An 18,746-nucleotide genomic window follows, 5' to 3' on the forward strand; every position below is an offset into this window, starting at 1 on the left:
AAGTCGGTCCGTCCGACTTCCCGCGCCGCGGTTCTCGTTTTCCGGGGCCCGGCCGCCTCAGCGCGAGGCGCGCAGCTCCGGCAGCTCGATCAGCTCGGTCTCGTCCTCCGGCGTCAGGTCCACCACGGTCGGCTCGCCCTGTTCGGGCCGCTCGGCCGGCTCCGCCGCCCGGGCCTCGGCCTCGGCCTTCGCGGCCACCGCCTCGTCGCCCACCACGTCCGCCAGGTCGGCGCGCTCCCCCAGCTCGGCGACGCTGCCCACCGCCGGCGCCGGGGCCGCCGGGCGCGCCGGAACGGCCGAGCCGCGGCCGAAGAAGCTGAAGCCCTGCCCGCGCGCCTGCCCGGACTGCGCCGGCCGCGGCCGCTGCCGCTCCCCCGGCGCGGGCGCCGCGGCGGGCACGGCCGGAGTCCCGCCGAGCTGACCGACCGTCGCGGTCAGCGCCGGACGCACCGGCTCGGGGCGCACCGGCTCGGGGCGCACCGGCTCCGGACGCACCGTCGACTGGGCGACCGGGGCCTGCCCCGGAGTGGGCACCGAGGGCGCCACCGGAGCCGGCACGGCCACCGATGCGGGCACCGCGACCGCCGGGGCGGCCGGGGCGGCCGTGCCGACCGCCGGCTCCGCCGCACGCGCCCGCAGGGCGACCTCCGCACCCGCCGTACGCGCCCGCTGCGCCTCCTGCTCCGCCGCGCGGCGCTCCAGGTGCCGCAGCACCGACGCCGCCCGCACGTACGCGGCCGGGCTGGCCGGGTGCTTCGGACGGCTCGCGGCGAGCGCCCGCTGGGCCGCCTCGGCCTCCTTGAGCGCCTGCTCGGCGACGGTCACGGCCCGCTCGCGCAGCAGCCGGGCGATCTCGGTCTCGGCCTTCGCCAGCCGCGACTTCTCCGCCGTCAGCCGCCGCCCGAACCGGGTGGCCCGCTCCTCGGCGACCTCCGCCGCGTACTCGGCCTCGGCCAACTGCTCCTCGAACCGCTCCTCGGCGCGCATCCGCTGGGCCGCGGACATCTCGGCGGCCGCCCGGGCCGCCTTGTCCCGCTGGCGCAGCAGCAGCGCGAAGCCGAGCGTCGCGATCACCGCCGCGACGCCCACCGAGCGCACCAGGATGGTGTCCTGACTGAAAAGCAGCGCGGCCAGTGCGGCGACCAGCAGTACGCCGGTGGCGGTGGGGGGGAAGGCCCGGCCGAGGACGGAGGAATGACGGTGGCGTCCGCGAGACATGTCCAAGAAACTAGCGTGCGAATTGGGGCCGTGTCAGCCCAGGGTCCCCTTCCGCCCTTGACAGGGTTCGGTTCTTACCGCACGTGCCCGGATTCTCACCCAAGATCACGAGGAAGGGCTGCTCAGCGACACCTCAGCGACGCCTCAGCGGTGCGAGGCCGCCTGACCGCCCGGGTCGTCGTGGTTCTCCGGCAACTTGCACACGTGCTGGATCCAGAGCGCCGCCGCTATCACCGCGGCTCCCGCCAGCACCGCGAGCCCGGCCGTCACGGCCTGGTCCTTGCGGGCCGACACGTCCAGCTCGCCCAGCAGGTAGATCCCGGCCCCCGCGTAGACGCCGGTGACCACCGCCGAGACCAGCGCGCTGGCCTGCCCCAGCACCACCGCCCGGGCCGCCAGCAGCGGGTCGACCCCCTTCGCCCCGGGCTGCCGCTCGCGCACCGCCTTCAGCCGGGCCCGCAGCGACAGCGCGGTCGCCAGCAGGATCACCGCCACCGCCGCCAGCACCACCGGCGCCGCGGCGGGCACGGCCGGCAGCGTGTCCACGGAGGCCCACAGCTTGGAGCCGGCCCAGGACAGCGCCGTCGTGGCGGCGGTGATGCCGATCAGCAGGCGGAGGCGAAGCAGCTTCACTCGGAGGAGGTCCTTCCCGGGTACCAGAACCGGCCGCCCACCCGGTGGCCCGGCGCGGCGACGCCAAGCCACCGTACCGGGCCCGGCCGGGCGGACACCCGCGCGAACGACGGACACCTACTCGTACGGCCGGGCCCCCGGTCGAGTTCCCCGGGCGACGGCCCGGCCGCGGGCCCGGGTGTCGGCCCTCCGAGCCCGGCCCCGGACCTACTCCGGCAGCGTCAGCCGGATGTCCTCGCGGCGCTTCACACCCTGCGCGTCCGGGCCGCCCAACGCGGTCAGCAGCGCGTCCACCCGCCCGTGCCCGGGCACCTCGGCCTCCGGCTGGGCGTCCAGCCAGGGAGCGAGCACGAAGGCCCGCTCGTGCGAGCGCGGGTGCGGCAGCAGCAGCTGCGGGTCGTCGCTCAGCACGCCCTCGTAGGCCAGGATGTCGACGTCCAGGGTGCGCGGGCCCCAGTGGACGGTCCGCACCCGCCCGAAGGCGTCCTCGATGGCGTTGCCGCGCTCCAGCAGGTCCCGCGGGGGCAGCGAGGTGCGCAGCACCACGACCGCGTTGTAGTAGTTCGGCTGCTCCTCCGGCCCGCCGACGGCCTCCGTCTCGTACACCGCGGAGACGGCCTTGATCCTCAGCCCCGGGGTGTCGGCGAGCGCGTCGACGGCGCCCTGGAGGGTGTCCAGCCGGTTGCCCAGGTTGCTGCCGAGCGCGACGACCGCGCAGCGCTGGCTGTGCAGCGTGGTGTCGACGGAGTCCACCCGGTCCTCCAGGTCGAACGCGTTCGGCGTAGCGGTCCGGTCACTGGTGCTCATGCGCCCGCCTCGCTTCGCTCGGCAGAGGCATTCGCCCACGCGCGCCTCTTGATCATTCGCTCGCTACGCTCGCTCATCGGAAAACGTCCTCTACATCGGATACCGGGCGCGCGGTGGGGGTCATGCGCGGCCCCGGTGGATGGTCACGGTCACGTCGTCGAACGGCACGGTGATCGGGGCGTCCGGCTTGTGCACGGTGACCTCGACCTCCTCGACCGCTTCGTGCTTGAGGCACTGGTCGGCGATGCGCTGGGCCAGCGTCTCGATCAGGTCGACCGGCTCCCCGGAGATGATCGCGGTGACCTCCTCCGCCACCAGCCCGTAGTGCGCGGTGCGGGTGAGGTCGTCTCCGGCCGCGGCGGGGCGGGTGTCCAGGTACAGCACCAGGTCGACCACGAAGGTCTGCCCCTCGACGCGCTCACGCTCGAAGACGCCGTGGTGGCCCCGGGCTCGCAGCCCCCGCAGGGTGACGCGGTCCAGCAAACGAATCACTGCTCCCAGTCGGACGGGCCCCACCCGGCGAAAGGCACGGACGGGCAGGGCGAAGGCGGGCAGCACGCCCGCCACTCCGTTTCGAATCTACCCGCGAGCACGGACAACGCCTGACCGTCCTACCCGGCACGAACCGACGCCACTCGCTCCGATATGGCGATTGACGTGAACGTTCGGTGACCACTCGGAAATTCCCGGCGACTTTTCGGCACGGCATTTCCGCGGCCGCCGGAATCAGCTCTCCTCGTCGTCGTCCCCGCTGGTCAGAACGGGTGAACCGTGATGCGACCAGAGCTTCCACCCGGCCGGGGTACGGCGGAACAGATTCGTCGACACGACCTTTCCGCCGACCAGCGGTCCGAGCTCCCCCTCCTCCTCCGACTCGCCGCCGGACAGGATGTTCTCGGTGCACGTGACAAGGGCCACATCACCGTGCACCTCGGCCTCGACATCGGTCAGGAAGAACTGGATGTACTCCGTGTTCATCATGATCAGCATGTACGACCTGGTCACCTGCGCCCGGCCGCGGAGCACCGGCCAGCCCGGGTGCACGCACACCACGCCGCCCTTGTCGTCGGCGTCGGCGGCTCCCAGCCAGGCCTCCTCGACCGCTTCCAGGTCCCCCCGTTCCAGCGCCTCGTAGAGCCCCCTGTTCGCCGCGAGCACGGCCTCCAGGTCCGCCTCGCGCGCCCGCCCGGCCGTGCCGCCGCTCAACCTGCCGTCACCTGTCACAGACCCTCCCTCACCCCAACCGCGCCGCGTGCTGCCAGGCCGCGACCACCCGGACGGCGTCCGCCGTGCCGGACACGTCGTGCACCCGCACCGCCCAGGCTCCGGCCCGGGCGGACAGCACCGACACCGCGGCCGTCGCGTCGTCGCGCTCCCGGGCCGGGCGCAGTTCCCCGGTTGCCGGGTCGGCGAGCAGCGTACCCAGGAACCGCTTGCGCGAAGCCGCCACGAGCACGGGACGGCCGAGCGCGGTGAGCTCGTCCAGCCGGCCGAGCAGCGCCCAGTTGTGCTCGGCGGTCTTGGCGAAGCCGAGCCCCGGGTCGAGGATCAGCTGGTCCTCCTTGACCCCGGCCGCCAGCAGCGCTTCCACCCGGTCGGTCAGCTCGGCGACCACGTCCCGCACCACGTCGTCGTAGACCGCCGTCGCGTACATGTCGGCGGACTGCCCGCGCCAGTGCATCACCACGAAGGGCGCGCCGGTCTCGGCGGCCACCCGGGCCATCGCCGGGTCGGCGAGGCCGCCGGAGACGTCGTTGACGATCGCGGCGCCGGCCTCGACGGCGCGCTCGGCGACCGTGGCGCGCATGGTGTCCACGGAGACCATCACCCCGGCGTCGGAGAGCTCGCGCACCACCGGGAGCACCCGGCGCAGCTCCTCCTCCTCGGACACCCGCTGCGAGCCCGGCCGGGTGGACTCGCCGCCGACGTCCACCAGGTCCGCGCCGCGGGCCCGCAGCGCGAGGCCGTGCGCGATCGCCTTGGCGGGGTCGTGCCACATCCCGCCGTCCGAGAAGGAGTCGGGCGTGACGTTGACCACGCCCATCACGGCGCAGCGCTCCAGCCGCGGCAGACCGGCCGGCAGGGAGAAGGACGGCGAATCGTTCATGCTTCCCATTATCGAACGGAGCCCCCGCCGAGGATGCTCGGCGGGGGCCCCGTTCCGTGTCGGCGGGCCGGCCCCGGAGGGCGGTGACGGGTCTCAGGCGGCCTCGGTGACCTCACGGGTCGACGGGACCGGCATCAGCCCCTCGCGCTGGCGCCGGCGGCCGAAGCGCGGCATGCCGAGCGTGATGAAGGCCTCCGCCTGCATCGCGGCGAAGCCGATCCGCGGCAGGTCCCGGGTGCTCGGGAAGACCAGGAAGCGCGGCTCCCACTCGGGCTGGAACTTGGCGTTGAACTTGTACAGCGACTCGATCTGGAACCAGCGCGACAGGAAGACCAGCAGCCCGCGCCAGGCGCGCAGCACCGGGCCGGCGCCGATCCGCTCGCCGCGGGCGAGCGCCGAGCGGAACATCGCGAAGTTGAGCGACACCCGGCGCACGCCCATCGCGGGCACCGCCTGCAGCGCGGCGACGATCAGCAGCTCGTTCAGGCCCGGGTCGGCGGCGCGGTCGCGGCGCATCAGCTCCAGCGAGATGCCGTCCGGCCCCCAGGGCACGAAGTGCAGCACGGCCTTCAGGTCGTCGCCCTCCTCGCCCTCCTCCGGGGCCTTGTGGGCGGTGACCACCACGCAGTCGTCGTCCAGCGGGTCGCCGAAGCGGCCGAGGGCCATCGAGAAGCCGCGCTCGGTGTCGGTGCCGCGCCAGCGGGCGGCGGCGTCGGCGATCCGGTACTTCTCCTCCGCGGTGAGCTCGGAGACCCGGCGCACCTGGCAGGAGTAGCCGTTGCGCTCGATCCGCTTGACCATCTGGCGCACGTTGCGCATGGCCCGGCCGGAGAGCGAGAAGGAGGCGGTGTCCACGATCGCCTCGTCGCCCAGCTCCAGCGCGTCCAGGCCCGCCTCGCGGGTCCAGACCTCGCCGCCGACCTCGCTGCACCCCATCACGGCCGGCACCCAGGCGTGCTCGCGGGCCTCGGCCATGAACACCTTGATCGCGCCGGGCCAGGCCTCGACGTCGCCGACCGGGTCGCCGGAGGCCAGCATCACGCCGGAGACCACCCGGTAGGAGATCGCGGCCTTGCCGGTGGGCGAGAACAGCACGCTCTTGTCGCGGCGCAGCGCGAAGTAGCCGAGCGAGTCCCGCTCGCCGTGCCGCCCGAGCAGCTCGCGGACCTTCTCCTCGTCCTCCGCGGTCAGCTCGGGCTTCGGCTTGCCCGGGCGCAGCGCCAGGTAGGCGGTGGTGAAGGCGGTCAGCAGGCCGAGCCCGCCGAGCAGGTAGGCGACCAGGTCGGACATCCGGACGTTGTTGTACCGGACCGGGCCCTCGAAGCCGAACAGCCCGTACCCGACGTGCTGCAGGCGCTCGGCCAGGCCGGGGTGGCCGATCTCGTACTTGGTCCGGGTGCTCACGATCAGCAGGCCGAGCAGCACGCTGAGGACGCCCATGACGACCAGGTTGACCAGTGCCCGCCAGCGGGTGCGCGGGTCGGCCTTGGCGTAGAACTCGCGCTGGTGCACCAGCATCACGACGAGGAGCACCAGCGAGACGACCGCCGGGCCGATCTGGTGCCAGCGCACGATGTGCAGTCCGGCGCTGACCGGCAGCAGCACGCAGACCGCCCGCCAGGCCCGCCGCTTGCGGCGGCGCAGCGCGTGCGCCAGCGGCACCAGCAGGATGCCGACCATCAGCGCGCCGACCGCCGCCAGGCTGGTGGTGCCGCCCGGCAGCTGCCCCGCGAAGGTGTGCACCTTGGTGTGCCGGAGCTTGGGAAACACCGCGCTGGCGATGTCCACGAGCCCGATCAGCAGACAGGCGTAGCCGACCGCTCCGGGGAGCCAGGCCCTCGGGACGGCGGACGCCTGGTTGCGCAGCGTCTGCAGGCCGCGGCGACGGCGCGGCGGCTGCTCGGGGCTCGGCTCAACGGACACGGGAACGCTCATGGAAGCTCAGCGTAGAGGCTGCGGTGCGGTGTCCTGTCACTCCGGAGGAGGACGCGTGATGGACCTTCATGCCTATTCCTTCATCAGGCAATGCGCATACCAAGGACCCGGAAACTATCGGTAAACCGGGTCCGTGGTCGCGCTGCGGGTTGAGCCGGCGGTGGGAGCCGGGGGCCTGCCGCAGCGTGGCGCGGCAGGACCCTCCGGGACGCGTTACGTACGGTGGACGCCGCATTCTAGGGCGCCGGTTGCCTGCGGTTCCCCCGCCCTTCCCAGCCCGCCGGGCGTCCGGACGGCCTAGCCGCGGTGGCCCGGCCTGACGGACCGCCAGACCATGAAGCCTGCACCGCCCGTGTCCCACCGGAAGGCCGACGGCATGGAACTGACCAGCGACGCGCTGGTGAACTCGTTGCTCGCACTCGGCGTCGCGGCAGTCGTCGCGACCCTGTGGGTCTGGCCGCGGCTGGCGCCCCAGCGGCCGCTGCCGGTGCTCGGCCGGATCGGACTGCTGACGGTCGTTCAGGCCTCGGTCCTGGCCGTGCTCGCGCTGTCGGTGAACAACTCCTTCGGGTTCTACACCTCCTGGGACGACCTGCTCAGTCCGGGCGGCGCCAAGCTCGCGCTGACCGGCAGCGCGAACCACAAGGGCGGCACCCCGGTCTCCGACGCGCTGGTCCAGCCCACCACCGAGGGCGGCCTGGAGACCATCACCAACCTGCCGAAGGGCCCGCCCGAGGAGGTCGGCAGGATCGAGTCGGTCCGGGTCAGCGGCAAGGAGACCGGCTTCTCCGACCAGATGTTCGTCTACCTGCCGCCCGCGTACTTCGACCAGAAGCTCGCCCTGGTCCGCTTCCCCGTCCTGCTGGCCATCGCCGGCTACCCGGGCACCACGCTGAACCTGCTGCACGAGCTCCCGTTCGCCCAGACCGCGATCGACCTGCAGCGCTCCGGCAGGATGCCGCCGACCGTCCTGGTGATGGCCCGCCCGGCCGTCGTCCCGTCCCGGGACACCGAGTGCGTGGACGTCCCCGGCGGGCCGCGCACCGAGACCTGGTTCGTCAAGGACGTGCCCGAGGCCATCCGCAGCAGCTACCGGGTCGGCCGCACGGCCGGCTCCTGGGGCACCCTCGGCTACTCCACCGGCGGCAGCTGCGCGCTGCGCCTGGCGATGCGCTTCCCGAACGTCTACGGCAACGCGGCGAGCCTGCACGGCGACTTCACCGTGCGCCAGGACAACTACACCGGCGGGGACCTCTTCAACGGCGACAAGGCGCTGACCCAGCAGCACGACCTCGGCTGGCGGCTGCAGAACCTGCCCGTCCCGGCGCTCAACCTGCTGGCCGTCTCCACCCGCACCGAGGGCGACTACCCCCAGACCGTCCAGTTCGTCGACCAGGCCACCCGGGCCGCGGCGGCCAACCCGCAGTTCACGATCGACTCGCTCTACCTGGACGACGGCGGGCACAACTTCGACAGCTGGACCAGGGAGCTCCCGGCCACCCTCGAATGGCTGGGCTCGCACCTGGGCTAGGCCCCGGCCCGGCCGCGACCAGGCCCCGGCCAGGCCCCGGCTAGGACAGATAAGTGATTACCCGCCGGTCGGCCCGGACGGCCGGCGGCCCGGGGGGAACGTATCGCGACCGCCCGTCGGCCACCGCCGGGCACCGCCCCGGACCCGCGCAGGAGGCACCGTGCTGAGCACCCGCTCGCTCTTCGACGAGATCTACCGGAACGACCAGGCGTACCAGCTGTTCTGCAGCATCGCGGCCGACGGCGAGGACCAGGGCGGCTGGGAGAACGAGCGGATCACCACGCTCACCCGGGACCCGGTCCTCGCCCCGAAGGTGGCCCGGCACGGTGCCGACGAGCGCAAGCACGGCCGGATCTTCACCCAGCTGCTGCACAAGCGCGGCCTGCCCAAGGTGCCGGTGCCGGACGAGGCCGACTACTGCATGCTGCTGGAGCGCCAGGGCGTCGGCCTCTCGCACGAGCGGCTGAACAGCGACGTCCCGCTGACCGACCGCGAGATCATCACCTACCTCGTGCACAGCCGGGTCACCGAACAGCGCGCCGCCGAGCAGATGCGCCGGCTGGTGAAGGTGTACCAGGACAACCCCGACCTCGGCCGGGCGATGCGGATGATCTCCGCCGACGAGGACAACCACCTCGCCTACTGCCACGAGGAGCTGCTGCGGCTGGTCTCCGAGGGCCACGGCCCGTACATCCGGCACGCCCTGGAGACCAGCGCCCGCGGCGAGATCCGCACCCACCGGGACGTCGGCCTCGCCGTCACCTCCCGGATGGCCCGGATCCTGCGCTGGCCGCGCTGGCAGCTCGCCCTGGTCACCCTCGGGGTGCGGGCGCTCTACCTGTACGACCGCGCCTACGGCTGGCGCCGGATGGTCACGCTGCGGATGCCGGAGCGCCGCAACCCGCTGGGCACCCCGGCCCCGCCGCACGCGGAGCACGAGGTGCTCTGAGCACCGCCCGGCCGGCCGCCGGCCCCTACCGGCCGATGATGAGGCTCATCGCCTCGGCCCGGGTTGCCGGGTCGCGCAGCTGGCCGCGCACGCAGGAGGTGATGGTCTTGGCGCCGGGCTTGCGGATGCCGCGCATCGACATGCACATGTGCTCGCACTCGACCACGACGATCGCCCCGCGCGGCTCCAGGATCCGCATCAGCGCGTCGGCCACCTGGCTGGTCAGCCGCTCCTGCACCTGCGGCCGGCGGGCGTAGACGTCGACCAGCCGGGCGAGCTTGGACAACCCGGTGATCTTGCCGCTGGTGGACGGGATGTACCCGACGTGGGCCACGCCGCGGAACGGCACCAGGTGGTGCTCGCAGACCGAGGTCAGCTCGATGTCCTTGACCAGCACCATCTCGTCGTGGCCGAGGTCGAAGGTGGTGGTGAGGACGTCCTCGGGCTCCTGCCACAGGCCCGCGAATATCTCCTTGTAGGCCCGCGCGACCCGGGCCGGGGTCTCCCGCAGACCCTCGCGGTCCGGGTCCTCCCCGACGGCGAGCAGCAGCTCGCGGATGGCGTCCTCGGCCCGCTTCTGGTCGAAGGTACCGACGGCGGGCGGACCGTCGAACGTCACCGGGTCGATCATGCGGGCCTCGCTTATGTATCGGAAGACTCTGGCTGAACAGCACGGATGCCGCGCCTCCAGGGTACAAACCCTGGTGACGCGGCATCCATTCCCTGCGGAGCGGGGGTCAGCCCTCGGTCGGCGGCTCGGCCGTCGGCAGCGGCGGGAGCTTCACGACGTCCACCGGAGCGCTCTCGACGGAGGCGGCGCCGTTGGTGAGCGCCAGCTCCTTCGGGGACTGCACCGGCGGCCGGGTGGACGGCGTGCGACGGGAGGAACCCGTCCAGGCCGGCCGGGCCGGGCGCTTGACGATCGGGGCGAAGACCTCGGCGATCTGCTCCTTGTTCAGGGTCTCCTTCTCCAAGAGCTCCAGGACCAGGTTGTCGAGCACGTCGCGGTTCTCGACCAGGATCTCCCAGGCCTCGTTGTGCGCCGTGTCGATGAGCTTCTTGACCTCCTCGTCGACCAGCCCGGCGACCTCTTCCGAGTAGTCGCGCTGGTGGCCCATCTCACGGCCCAGGAACGGCTCCGAGTTGTCGTTGCCGAACTTGATCGCACCCAGGCGCTCGGTCATGCCGTACTGGGTGACCATGGCCCGGGCCGTCGCGGTGGCCTTCTCGATGTCGTTCGAGGCGCCCGTGGTCGGGTCGTGGAAGACCAGCTCCTCCGCCGCGCGACCGCCCATCATGTAGGCGAGCTGGTCGAGCATCTCGTTGCGGGTGGTGGAGTACTTGTCCTCCTCCGGCAGCACCATGGTGTAGCCGAGGGCCCGGCCGCGGGACAGGATGGTGATCTTGTGCACCGGGTCGCTGTACTGGCAGGCCGCCGCGACCAGGGCGTGGCCGCCCTCGTGGTACGCGGTGATCTTCTTCTCCTTGTCGGACATGATCCGCGTGCGCTTCTGCGGACCGGCCACGACGCGGTCGATCGCCTCGTCCAGGATGCCGTTGTCGATCAGCTTCTTGTCCGAACGGGCGGTCAGCAGCGCCGCCTCGTTGAGGACGTTCGACAGGTCGGCACCGGTGAAGCCGGGGGTGCGCTTGGCGACGGCCGACAGGTCGACGTCGGGCGCGATCGGCTTGCCCTTCTGGTGCACCTTGAGGATGTCCAGCCGGCCCTGGAGGTCGGGGCGCTCCACCGCGATCTGGCGGTCGAAGCGGCCCGGGCGCAGCAGCGCCGGGTCCAGGATGTCGGGGCGGTTGGTCGCGGCGATCAGGATCACGCCGCCCTTGACGTCGAAGCCGTCCATCTCGACCAGCAGCTGGTTGAGGGTCTGCTCGCGCTCGTCGTGGCCGCCGCCGAGGCCCGCGCCGCGGTGCCGGCCGACGGCGTCGATCTCGTCGACGAAGACGATCGCCGGGGCGTTCGCCTTGGCCTGCTCGAAGAGGTCGCGGACGCGGCTGGCGCCGACGCCGACGAACATCTCGACGAAGTCCGAGCCGGAGATGGAGTAGAACGGCACCCCGGCCTCGCCCGCGACGGCGCGCGCCAGCAGGGTCTTGCCGGTACCGGGCGGGCCGTAGAGCAGCACGCCCTTGGGGATCTTGGCGCCGACGGCCTGGAACTTGGCCGGCTCCTGGAGGAACTCCTTGATCTCGTGGAGCTCCTCGACCGCCTCGTCCGCGCCGGCGACGTCGGCGAAGGTGGTCTTCGGGGTGTCCTTGGTGAGCAGCTTGGCCTTGGACTTGCCGAACTGCATGACCCGGGAGCCGCCGCCCTGCATCTGGTTCATCAGGAACAGGAAGACCAGGACGATGATCACGATCGGGAGCATCGACAGCAGCAGGCTGACGAATGTGCTCTGCTTCTCGGGGCTGATCGTGTAGCCCTCGGCGAGCGTGCTCTGGTCCTTGTCGTTGACCTGCGCCTGCAGCTTGTCGGCGATGGCGACGCCCTGGTCGCCGATGTACGAGGCCTGGAACTTGGTGCCGGACGGGGCCTTGCCCGTACCGGCGCTGGGCAGCGTGGCGCCGTCCTTCAGCTGGATCTTGATCGTGTTCGAGTCACCGGTGGTGATCTGCGCCGACTTGACGTTGTGCGCGTCGATCGCCGCGACGACCTGACCGGTGTCCACCGTCTTGTAGCCGTTCGAGTCCGAAACGACCTGCATCAGTACGATGACGGCGAGGACGGCCAGCACGATCCACATGATCGGCGCACGGAAGTATCGCTTGACGTCCATCCATGCGGGGCGTTGCCGCCCCGTCCCTCCTGCCACTCAACGGCGCCGAGGACTGTTGACCGCGGCGCGTCCGAATTGATGCTCATGTGAAGAGCGGTTTATTGGACCGTACCGCAGTCCGACCCACCCATGGCGGGAGCACGGCGACACGGCTTTGGTTCTCTGTCTCCCGGGTGCAACGGGCGGGAACGGCCCACTGTTCCCGCCCGTCGCCCGAACGGGGACCTCAGCCGCCGTAGACGTGCGGCGCGAGGGTGCCGATGAAGGGGAGGTTGCGCAGCTTCTCCGCGTAGTCCAGGCCGTAGCCGACCACGAACTCGTTGGGGATGTCGAAACCGACGTACTTCACGTCGATCTCGACCTTGGCCGCGTCCGGCTTGCGGAGCAGGGTGCAGACCTCCAGCGAGGCCGGACCGCGCGAACCCAGGTTGCCCAGCAGCCAGGACAGCGTCAGACCGGAGTCGATGATGTCCTCGACGATCAGGACGTCACGGCCGGCGATGTCGGTGTCCAGGTCCTTCAGGATCCGCACCACGCCGGAGGACTTGGTGCCCATGCCGTACGAGGAGACGGCCATCCAGTCCATGGTGACCTGCGAGTGCAGGGTCCGGGCCAGGTCGGCCATGACCATCACGGCCCCCTTGAGGACGCCGACGATCAGCAGGTCCTTCCCTGCGTAGTCCCGGTCGATGCGCTCGGCCAGCTCAAGGAGCTTGGCGTCGATCTCGTCCTTGCTGATGAGCACCTTCGCGAGGTCAGCGCCCATGTCGTTCTGGTCCACCGGGGATACGTCCTCAAACGTTCGGGGTCTGTGTGGCCGGCGGTCGGCTCCCCCGGGGCATGCCTCGCCCGTCAGTCGCCCTGCCGCCGAAAGACCAGCGTGCCACACCTGCGGGTGGCCTCGACTCCCCCGGGTAGGTGCAGCGGGCCCTGTCCGCGCCATCCGGTGACCAGCAGGTCGATCGTCTCCAGGTGCCGGGCGAACAGGTCCCCGGCCGGACAGCCCGCCCGCAGCGCGGCCCGGCGCAGCACCCGGCGGCGCACCGCGGGCGGCAGTTCGGCCAGTTTCACGGCGTCCAGGGCGCCGTCGCCCGTACGGAGGTCGCGTTCGGCCAAAGAGGCCCACTGGTCGAGGGCGTCGGCGTCGTCGCGGAACAGCCGGGCGGTCCGGGCCAGCGCCTCGACCACGCCACCGCCCAGGTGCTTCTCCAGGACCGGCAGCACCTCGTGGCGGACCCTTGAGCGGGTGTAGGCGGGATCACAGTTGTGCGGGTCGTCCCAGACCGGGATCGACTGGGCGGCGCAGGCCTGCCGGGTGGCGGCCCGGTCCAGCTCCAGCAGCGGGCGGCGGTAGCGGCCCTTGTGGGCGGGCATCCCGGCCAGCGAACGGGCGCCGGAGCCGCGGGCCAGGCCCAGCAGCACGGTCTCGGCCTGGTCGTCCCGGGTGTGACCGAGCAGCACCGCGATCGCTCCGTGGCGGTCGGCGGCCGCGTCCAGGGCGGCGTAGCGGGCGTCCCGGGCGGCGGCCTCCGGGCCCCCGGCGCGGCCGACCCGCACCAGGACGGCCTCCACCGGGTCGAGGCCGAGCGTGCGCAGCCGGTCGGCCACCTGGGCGGCGCGCTCGGCGGAGCCGGCCTGGAGCCCGTGGTCGACGGTGACGGCGCCGACCCGCAGGCCGATCTTGGGGGCCTCGAAGGCGGCGGCGATGGCCAGCGCCATCGAGTCCGCGCCGCCGCTGACCGCGACCAGGATCAGCGGTGAACCGGGCGCCGCCGGGGTGCGGGGCAGTCCGGAGGGGTGGCGCGCGGCGTTGCCGATCAGGGTGGTGCCGACCGCGGCGCCCACCAGCGGCGCCCCGGCCGGGCGCTCGCGGGGCTCGCGCACGGGCGCGGTGAAGGTGGTACCGGCCTCGGCGGCGAGGTCGGTGAGCGTACGGCGAACGGCCAGGCGTATCGCGGCGACAGCGGGGTGAGGGCCCACGGCGGAAGACTCCTCGTCGGAGGGGACAGGACTCGCGGCGGACGCGGCGGGGACCGCGCACCGCATGAGCGCCCTGTTACCGGGCGCTCACAGATGGTGGCAGAAAGGAGCGACCCGCTACGCCACCCGCGCCACCGGTACGACCACCGTCCCACGTACGGGTGAATGAAGAAACGCTTCTTCACCCGTCGTCTGGCCGATTGGACCACTCGTACGAGCGGGTTTGACCGACGCGCGCCGCTTGCCGCCCGGCTCACGGCGCGCCCGCGTCAGGAGCACCCGCTCAGCGGGCCACCCGGGCCACCCAGGCGGCCGGATCGTGGATCTCGTCCTTGGTCGGCAGGGTGTTCGGGGAGGTCCACACCCGGTTGAACCCCTCCATGCCGACCTGCTCCACCACACCGCGCACGAACACCGCGCCGTCCTGGTACTGGCGCAGCTTCGCGTCCATGCCGAGCAGCCGGCGCAGCAGCAGGTCGAGCCGGTTGGCGCCGCGGTCCCGGCGCTGCTGGAACTTCTCCCGGATCTCGGCGACCGACGGCACCACGGCCGGGCCGACGCCGTCCATCACCACGTCCGCGTGGCCCTCCAGCAGCGACATCACGGCCGTCAGCCGGCCGAGGATCTCGCGCTGCGCGGGCGACTGGACGATCTCCAGCAGGTTCCCGGAGGAGGCGCTCTCCCGGTTGCCGCCGCCCGGCAGGCCGCCGAACGAACCGGCCGCGCCCCGCAGCCGCTCCAGCAGGGCGCCCGGGTCGACGTCCGTCTCGGAGAGGAAGGACTGCACCTCGGACTGGATGTGGTCGCGCAGCCACGGCACCGCGGTGAACTGCGTCCGGTGCGTCTCCTCGTGCAGACAGACCCAGAGCCGGAAGTCGGACGGGTCGACGTCCAGCTCCCGCTCGACGTGCACGATGTTCGGCGCCACCAGCAGCAGCCGGCCCGGCCCGGGGCCGTCCGGCCCCAGCCGCGGCTTGTCGAACAGCGCCGCCGGGCTGTCCGGCGCCTCCAGCGGGGGCTCCGCCGGGGCGAAGGTCTCGTACTGGCCCAGCACCTTGGTGGACAGGAACGCCAGCAGCGCCCCGACCTCGATCCCGGTGGCCTTCTCGCCCACCGCGCCGAACACCCCGGCCGTCGCGCTGTTCGCCCGACGCGCCTGGAGCTTCTCCACCAGCGGCTGGACGACCGTGCGGAAACCCGCCACGTTGGCCCGGATCCAGCCGGGTCGGTCCACCACCAGCACCGGCGTCGCCGCGGCCCGGGACAGGCTGGACGAACGCATGCCGGTGAACGCCCGCACGTGCTCCTCCGCCTCCAGGGCGTGCCGGCGGAGCTCGGCGACCACCGCCGCCGCTTCCTCCCGGCTCACTTCCGGCCCCGGCCGCACCAACCTGGTCGCGGTTGCGACCGCGAGGTTCCAGTCGACCATGTCAGCACCGCCACTCGCGCTCGTCATGCCCTCACCGTACGTGCTCCCCACCACCGACGGCAGCCACCCGCCGCCAAGACCTCTCCCCCGACGGCCGATCGGCACGGCCGGCGCGACGGGACGGGCGGGGCCGGGTCAGTGGCAGCCGCAGCCGCCGAGGCGGCCGGCGACCCGGTCCATGGCGGCACGGGCGGTGTCGGCGGGGGCGGTGGTGCGGGTCATGACGGCGAAGGCGAGGAGGCGGCCGTCGGCGTCGACGACGGTGCCCGCGAGGGTGTTGACGCCGTTGAGGGTGCCGGTCTTGGCGCGGATCAGACCGGCCGCGTCGGCGGCGCCGGACCCGGAGCCGTAGCGCTTGTTGAGGGTGCCGGTGAAGCCGGCGACCGGGAGGCCGGTGAGCACCGGGCGCAGGGTGGGGTGCTGCTCGGAGGCGGCCAGCGCGAGGAGCCGGGTCAGGACGGCGGGCGGGATCGCGTTGCCCGGGTGCAGGCCGCTGCCGTCGTTGAGGACCACGCCGCCCATCGGCACCCCGAGCCGGGTGAGCTCCTGGGTGACGGCCGCCGCGGCGCCCTCGAAGCTCGCCGGCTGGTGGGCGGCGACGGCGACCTGACGGGCCATCGCCTCGGCGAGCTGGTTGTCCGAGGTGGTCAGCAGGCGCTCCACCAGCCGGGCGACCGTCGGCGAGAAGACGTCGCCGAGCGGGGCCTGACCGGAGGCGGTCGGGGCGGGGGCGGGCGCCGCGGCGGGGGCGGCCTTGCCCGTCACGGTGATGCCGCGGGCCCTGAGCAGGGCGGCGAAGGTCTCGGCGGCCGCGGCCGCCGGGTCGGCGACCCGGTCCGGCGCGTCCTCCCGGCTCTTCGGGTCCACCCTGCCCTCGTCCACCATCAACGGGACCACCAGGGCGATGTTCTGCCCGTCGTGGTTCCGGTGCTGCGGGCTGCCCGCGTACAGCGACAGGTCGTAGTCCAGCCGGACCGTCGTGGTGCCGAGGCTCTTGAGGGTGTCGGCGGTCTGCCGGGCGAGCAGGTCCAGCGAGGCGGGGGCGGTGTCGGCGTCGGCCGGCTGCCCGCCGATCTGCACCTGGTCGGCGGGCAGTGCGGTGAGCGTCGGATCGCCGCCGCCGACCAGGGTGATCGTGCCCGGGTCCGCGCCCCGGACCACCCGGGTGTGCAGCCGGGCGTCCCCCGGGATGAGGGACAGGGCCGCGATCGCGGTGGCCAGCTTGGTGGTGGAGGCGGGGGTGGCCGGGGTGTTCTCCCCGGAGCCGTACAGGAGTTGGCCGGTGCCGGCGTCCGCGACGGCGAAGGTGACCTCGCCGAGGCTCTTGTCGGCGAGAGCGGCGGCGAGCGCCTGCTGGAGGCCCTGCGCGGTGGGGACGGCGGCGCCCGTGTCGCCGTCCACGGCGGCCAGGACGGCGCCCGGCGCGGGCGCCGGGCGTGCGCCGGGCGCGTCGCTGCCGCCGGCGGCGGGCGCGGAGGCGACGGGCGGCGCGGCCCGACGGGTGGGCTCGGCACCCGGACCGTCGTTCGACCGGGGTCCGGCACCGCCCTTCCCGTGGTCGCCCTTCCTCCCGTCGCGGCCGCCCTGCCCGTCGTGGTCCTCGTCCTCGCCATGCCCGGCACTGTGCCCACCCGGCGGCGGGGACGGCTGCGCGTACGCACCACCCGAGGTCAGGACCGTACCGACGACCAGCAGCGCCGCTCCGAACAGCCCCGCGGCCGTCCCCCCGCGACGGCGCGCCGCCCCTCCCCCTGCTCCCACCGACCGGCCCCTTTCCCGAGCACTCGCTCCCGTAGGAGACACTTGGATTCTGTCAGTCCCTACCTTGGAGGAACCGTTGGAGTTCGACGTCCTTATCGAAATCCCGAAGGGCTCTCGTAACAAGTACGAGGTCGACCACGAGACCGGCCGTCTGCGGCTCGACCGGATGCTCTTCACCTCGACCCGCTACCCGGCCGACTACGGCTACGTCGAGGGCACGCTCGGCGAGGACGGCGACCCGCTGGACGCCCTGGTCATCCTGGACGAGCCGACCTTCCCGGGCTGCCTGATCAAGTGCCGCGCCATCGGCATGTTCCACATGACCGACGAGGCCGGCGGCGACGACAAGCTGCTCTGCGTCCCGGCGACCGACCCGCGCTGGGAGCACCTGCGCGACATCCACCACGTGTCGGAGTTCGACCGCCTGGAGATCCAGCACTTCTTCGAGGTCTACAAGGACCTGGAGCCCGGCAAGTCCGTCGAGGGCGCCGACTGGGTCGGCCGCGCCGAGGCCGAGGCCGAGGTCACCGCTTCGATCAAGCGTCTGGCGGAGCAGGGCGGCCACTGAGCCGTCGTTCCGATCTCATTCGATCGAGAGCGGTTCGAGGCAGGTCGGGACAGCCCGGGGCCGGGGTTCGCGGATTTCTTCCGCGGGCCCCGGCCTCTGTCGTTCCCGGGGACGGGACGGTTTGCCGACACCCTGTCGGCATGATGTGAAGTTAGGTTAGGCTAACCAAAACATTCGGTCCGACCCCGAACGGCCGACCCGAACGGCCGACCCCGAACCCTGGAGGCCGCATGCCCACGCCCGCGCCCGCCCCGTTCTCCACCGTGCTCCGCACCGCCAGCAGCGAGGAGCACGAGGCCGCCGAGCAGTCCACGTTCATGAGCCGGCTGCTGGGAGGCCGACTCGGGATCGAGGCGTACGCCGACCTCACCGGCCAGCTCTGGTTCGTCTACCGGGCCCTGGAGGAGCGGGCGGAGCAGCTCGCGCGGCACCCGCTGGCGGGCCCCTTCATCGACCGGGCCCTGCTGCGCACCGCCGCCGTCGAGCGCGACCTGGCGCACCTGCGCGGGCCCGACTGGCGGGACGGCCTGGCACCGCTGCCGGCCACCGCCGCGTACGTCGCCCGGGTGGAGGAGCTGGCCGCCGCGTGGCCGGCCGGGTACCTCGCGCACCACTACACCCGCTACCTGGGCGACCTGTCGGGCGGCCAGATCATCCGGGGCGTGGCCGAGAAGACCTGGGGCTTCGAGCGCAAGGGCGACGGCGTGCGGTTCTACGTCTTCGAGGAGGTCGACAACCCGGCGGCCTTCAAGCGCGAGTACCGGGCCAAGCTGGACGCGGCCGGAGAGGCGATGGACGAGGTCGAGCGGCGCCGGGTGGTCGAGGAGTGCAAGCGGGCCTTCGTGCTCAACGGGGCGGTCTTCCGCGACCTGGATGCGCGTTACCCGCTGAGTGCATAAACGTTTCCCCCTGGTTTTCGAGGGACGGCCCCGGCGAGCGGTCTTGGGTTCTAGGGATCGTTGCAACACCCCAGTTCAAGGGGTGCGATGGACTTCGAGATCCGCAAGGACCGGACCGGGCGGGGACGACGGAAACT

17 protein-coding genes are annotated in these 18,746 nt (G+C 72.7%); 4 read left to right on the forward strand and 13 right to left on the reverse strand.

Going from position 1 to position 18,746, the window contains the following annotated elements; translation table 11 throughout:
- Window positions 1-57 precede the first annotated feature (57 nt).
- The 7 genes from ACFWJ4_RS36290 to ACFWJ4_RS36320 form a co-directional block, all read right to left on the reverse strand.
- The gene (locus ACFWJ4_RS36290) at window positions 58-1,218 is read right to left on the reverse strand and encodes a hypothetical protein (protein ID WP_380552217.1); all 1,161 of its coding nucleotides are present in this window, start codon (window positions 1,216-1,218) and stop codon (window positions 58-60) included.
- A 144-nt stretch (window positions 1,219-1,362) separates the two neighbouring features.
- Window positions 1,363-1,851 (reverse strand): DUF3180 domain-containing protein, encoded by a 489-nt coding sequence (locus tag ACFWJ4_RS36295; protein WP_360353700.1) that lies wholly within the window; start codon window positions 1,849-1,851, stop codon window positions 1,363-1,365.
- 207 nt (window positions 1,852-2,058) lie between these two features.
- Window positions 2,059-2,658 (reverse strand): 2-amino-4-hydroxy-6-hydroxymethyldihydropteridine diphosphokinase, encoded by a 600-nt coding sequence (folK, locus tag ACFWJ4_RS36300; protein WP_380552220.1) that lies wholly within the window; start codon window positions 2,656-2,658, stop codon window positions 2,059-2,061.
- Between the two features lie 120 nt (window positions 2,659-2,778).
- Window positions 2,779-3,138 (reverse strand): dihydroneopterin aldolase, encoded by a 360-nt coding sequence (folB, locus tag ACFWJ4_RS36305; protein ID WP_359909425.1) that lies wholly within the window; start codon window positions 3,136-3,138, stop codon window positions 2,779-2,781.
- Between the two features lie 246 nt (window positions 3,139-3,384).
- Window positions 3,385-3,864, reverse strand: coding sequence for a nuclear transport factor 2 family protein (locus ACFWJ4_RS36310; RefSeq protein ID WP_359909353.1), 480 nt, complete (start codon window positions 3,862-3,864; stop codon window positions 3,385-3,387).
- A 28-nt stretch (window positions 3,865-3,892) separates the two neighbouring features.
- A complete protein-coding gene (gene folP / locus ACFWJ4_RS36315; RefSeq protein ID WP_380552223.1) occupies window positions 3,893-4,774 on the reverse strand; it encodes a dihydropteroate synthase in 882 nt (293 codons plus the stop codon).
- Window positions 4,775-4,858: 84 nt separating this feature from the next.
- Window positions 4,859-6,700 carry a phosphatidylglycerol lysyltransferase domain-containing protein gene (locus ACFWJ4_RS36320; RefSeq protein WP_380552226.1) on the reverse strand — a complete coding sequence of 614 codons (1,842 nt, stop codon included), beginning with the start codon at window positions 6,698-6,700 and terminating at the stop codon, window positions 4,859-4,861.
- 352 nt (window positions 6,701-7,052) lie between these two features.
- Here ACFWJ4_RS36320 and ACFWJ4_RS36325 point away from each other — a divergent pair, with 352 nt between their 5' ends.
- Window positions 7,053-8,231, forward strand: coding sequence for an alpha/beta hydrolase (locus ACFWJ4_RS36325; RefSeq protein ID WP_380552229.1), 1,179 nt, complete (start codon window positions 7,053-7,055; stop codon window positions 8,229-8,231).
- Window positions 8,232-8,391: 160 nt separating this feature from the next.
- The gene (locus ACFWJ4_RS36330) at window positions 8,392-9,180 is read left to right on the forward strand and encodes a ferritin-like domain-containing protein (RefSeq protein WP_380552232.1); all 789 of its coding nucleotides are present in this window, start codon (window positions 8,392-8,394) and stop codon (window positions 9,178-9,180) included.
- Between the two features lie 25 nt (window positions 9,181-9,205).
- Here the strand turns inward: ACFWJ4_RS36330 and folE are convergent, their stop codons facing one another.
- From folE to dacB, 6 genes are all read right to left on the reverse strand, one after another.
- Complete coding sequence (gene folE, locus ACFWJ4_RS36335; protein WP_359909368.1) at window positions 9,206-9,811, reverse strand: GTP cyclohydrolase I FolE; 606 nt, start codon at window positions 9,809-9,811, stop codon at window positions 9,206-9,208.
- Window positions 9,812-9,917: 106 nt separating this feature from the next.
- On the reverse strand, window positions 9,918-11,972 hold the full coding sequence (ftsH, locus tag ACFWJ4_RS36340; protein WP_380552235.1) for an ATP-dependent zinc metalloprotease FtsH: 2,055 nt from the start codon (window positions 11,970-11,972) through the stop codon (window positions 9,918-9,920).
- A 226-nt stretch (window positions 11,973-12,198) separates the two neighbouring features.
- Window positions 12,199-12,753, reverse strand: a complete 555-nt coding sequence (hpt, locus tag ACFWJ4_RS36345) for a hypoxanthine phosphoribosyltransferase (protein WP_280685463.1) — start codon at window positions 12,751-12,753, stop codon at window positions 12,199-12,201.
- A 71-nt stretch (window positions 12,754-12,824) separates the two neighbouring features.
- Window positions 12,825-13,952 (reverse strand): tRNA lysidine(34) synthetase TilS, encoded by a 1,128-nt coding sequence (tilS, locus tag ACFWJ4_RS36350; RefSeq protein WP_380552238.1) that lies wholly within the window; start codon window positions 13,950-13,952, stop codon window positions 12,825-12,827.
- 283 nt (window positions 13,953-14,235) lie between these two features.
- Window positions 14,236-15,408, reverse strand: coding sequence for a zinc-dependent metalloprotease (locus tag ACFWJ4_RS36355; protein WP_380552241.1), 1,173 nt, complete (start codon window positions 15,406-15,408; stop codon window positions 14,236-14,238).
- A 108-nt stretch (window positions 15,409-15,516) separates the two neighbouring features.
- Window positions 15,517-17,142 (reverse strand): D-alanyl-D-alanine carboxypeptidase/D-alanyl-D-alanine-endopeptidase, encoded by a 1,626-nt coding sequence (dacB, locus tag ACFWJ4_RS36360; RefSeq protein WP_380552244.1) that lies wholly within the window; start codon window positions 17,140-17,142, stop codon window positions 15,517-15,519.
- A gap of 76 nt (window positions 17,143-17,218) precedes the next feature.
- On the opposite strand from dacB, the gene ACFWJ4_RS36365 reads away from it, so the two are divergent.
- Both ACFWJ4_RS36365 and ACFWJ4_RS36370 read left to right on the forward strand, forming a co-directional pair.
- A complete protein-coding gene (locus ACFWJ4_RS36365; protein ID WP_188300447.1) occupies window positions 17,219-17,710 on the forward strand; it encodes an inorganic diphosphatase in 492 nt (163 codons plus the stop codon).
- A gap of 230 nt (window positions 17,711-17,940) precedes the next feature.
- Entirely contained in the window at window positions 17,941-18,609 is a 669-nt protein-coding gene (locus ACFWJ4_RS36370; protein ID WP_359909383.1) for a biliverdin-producing heme oxygenase, read from the forward strand.
- The last annotated feature ends 137 nt before the right edge of the window (window positions 18,610-18,746 follow it).

The organism is Kitasatospora sp. NPDC127067 (assembly GCF_042724755.1).
GTDB classification, from domain to species: Bacteria; Actinomycetota; Actinomycetes; order Streptomycetales; family Streptomycetaceae; genus Kitasatospora; species Kitasatospora lactacystinica.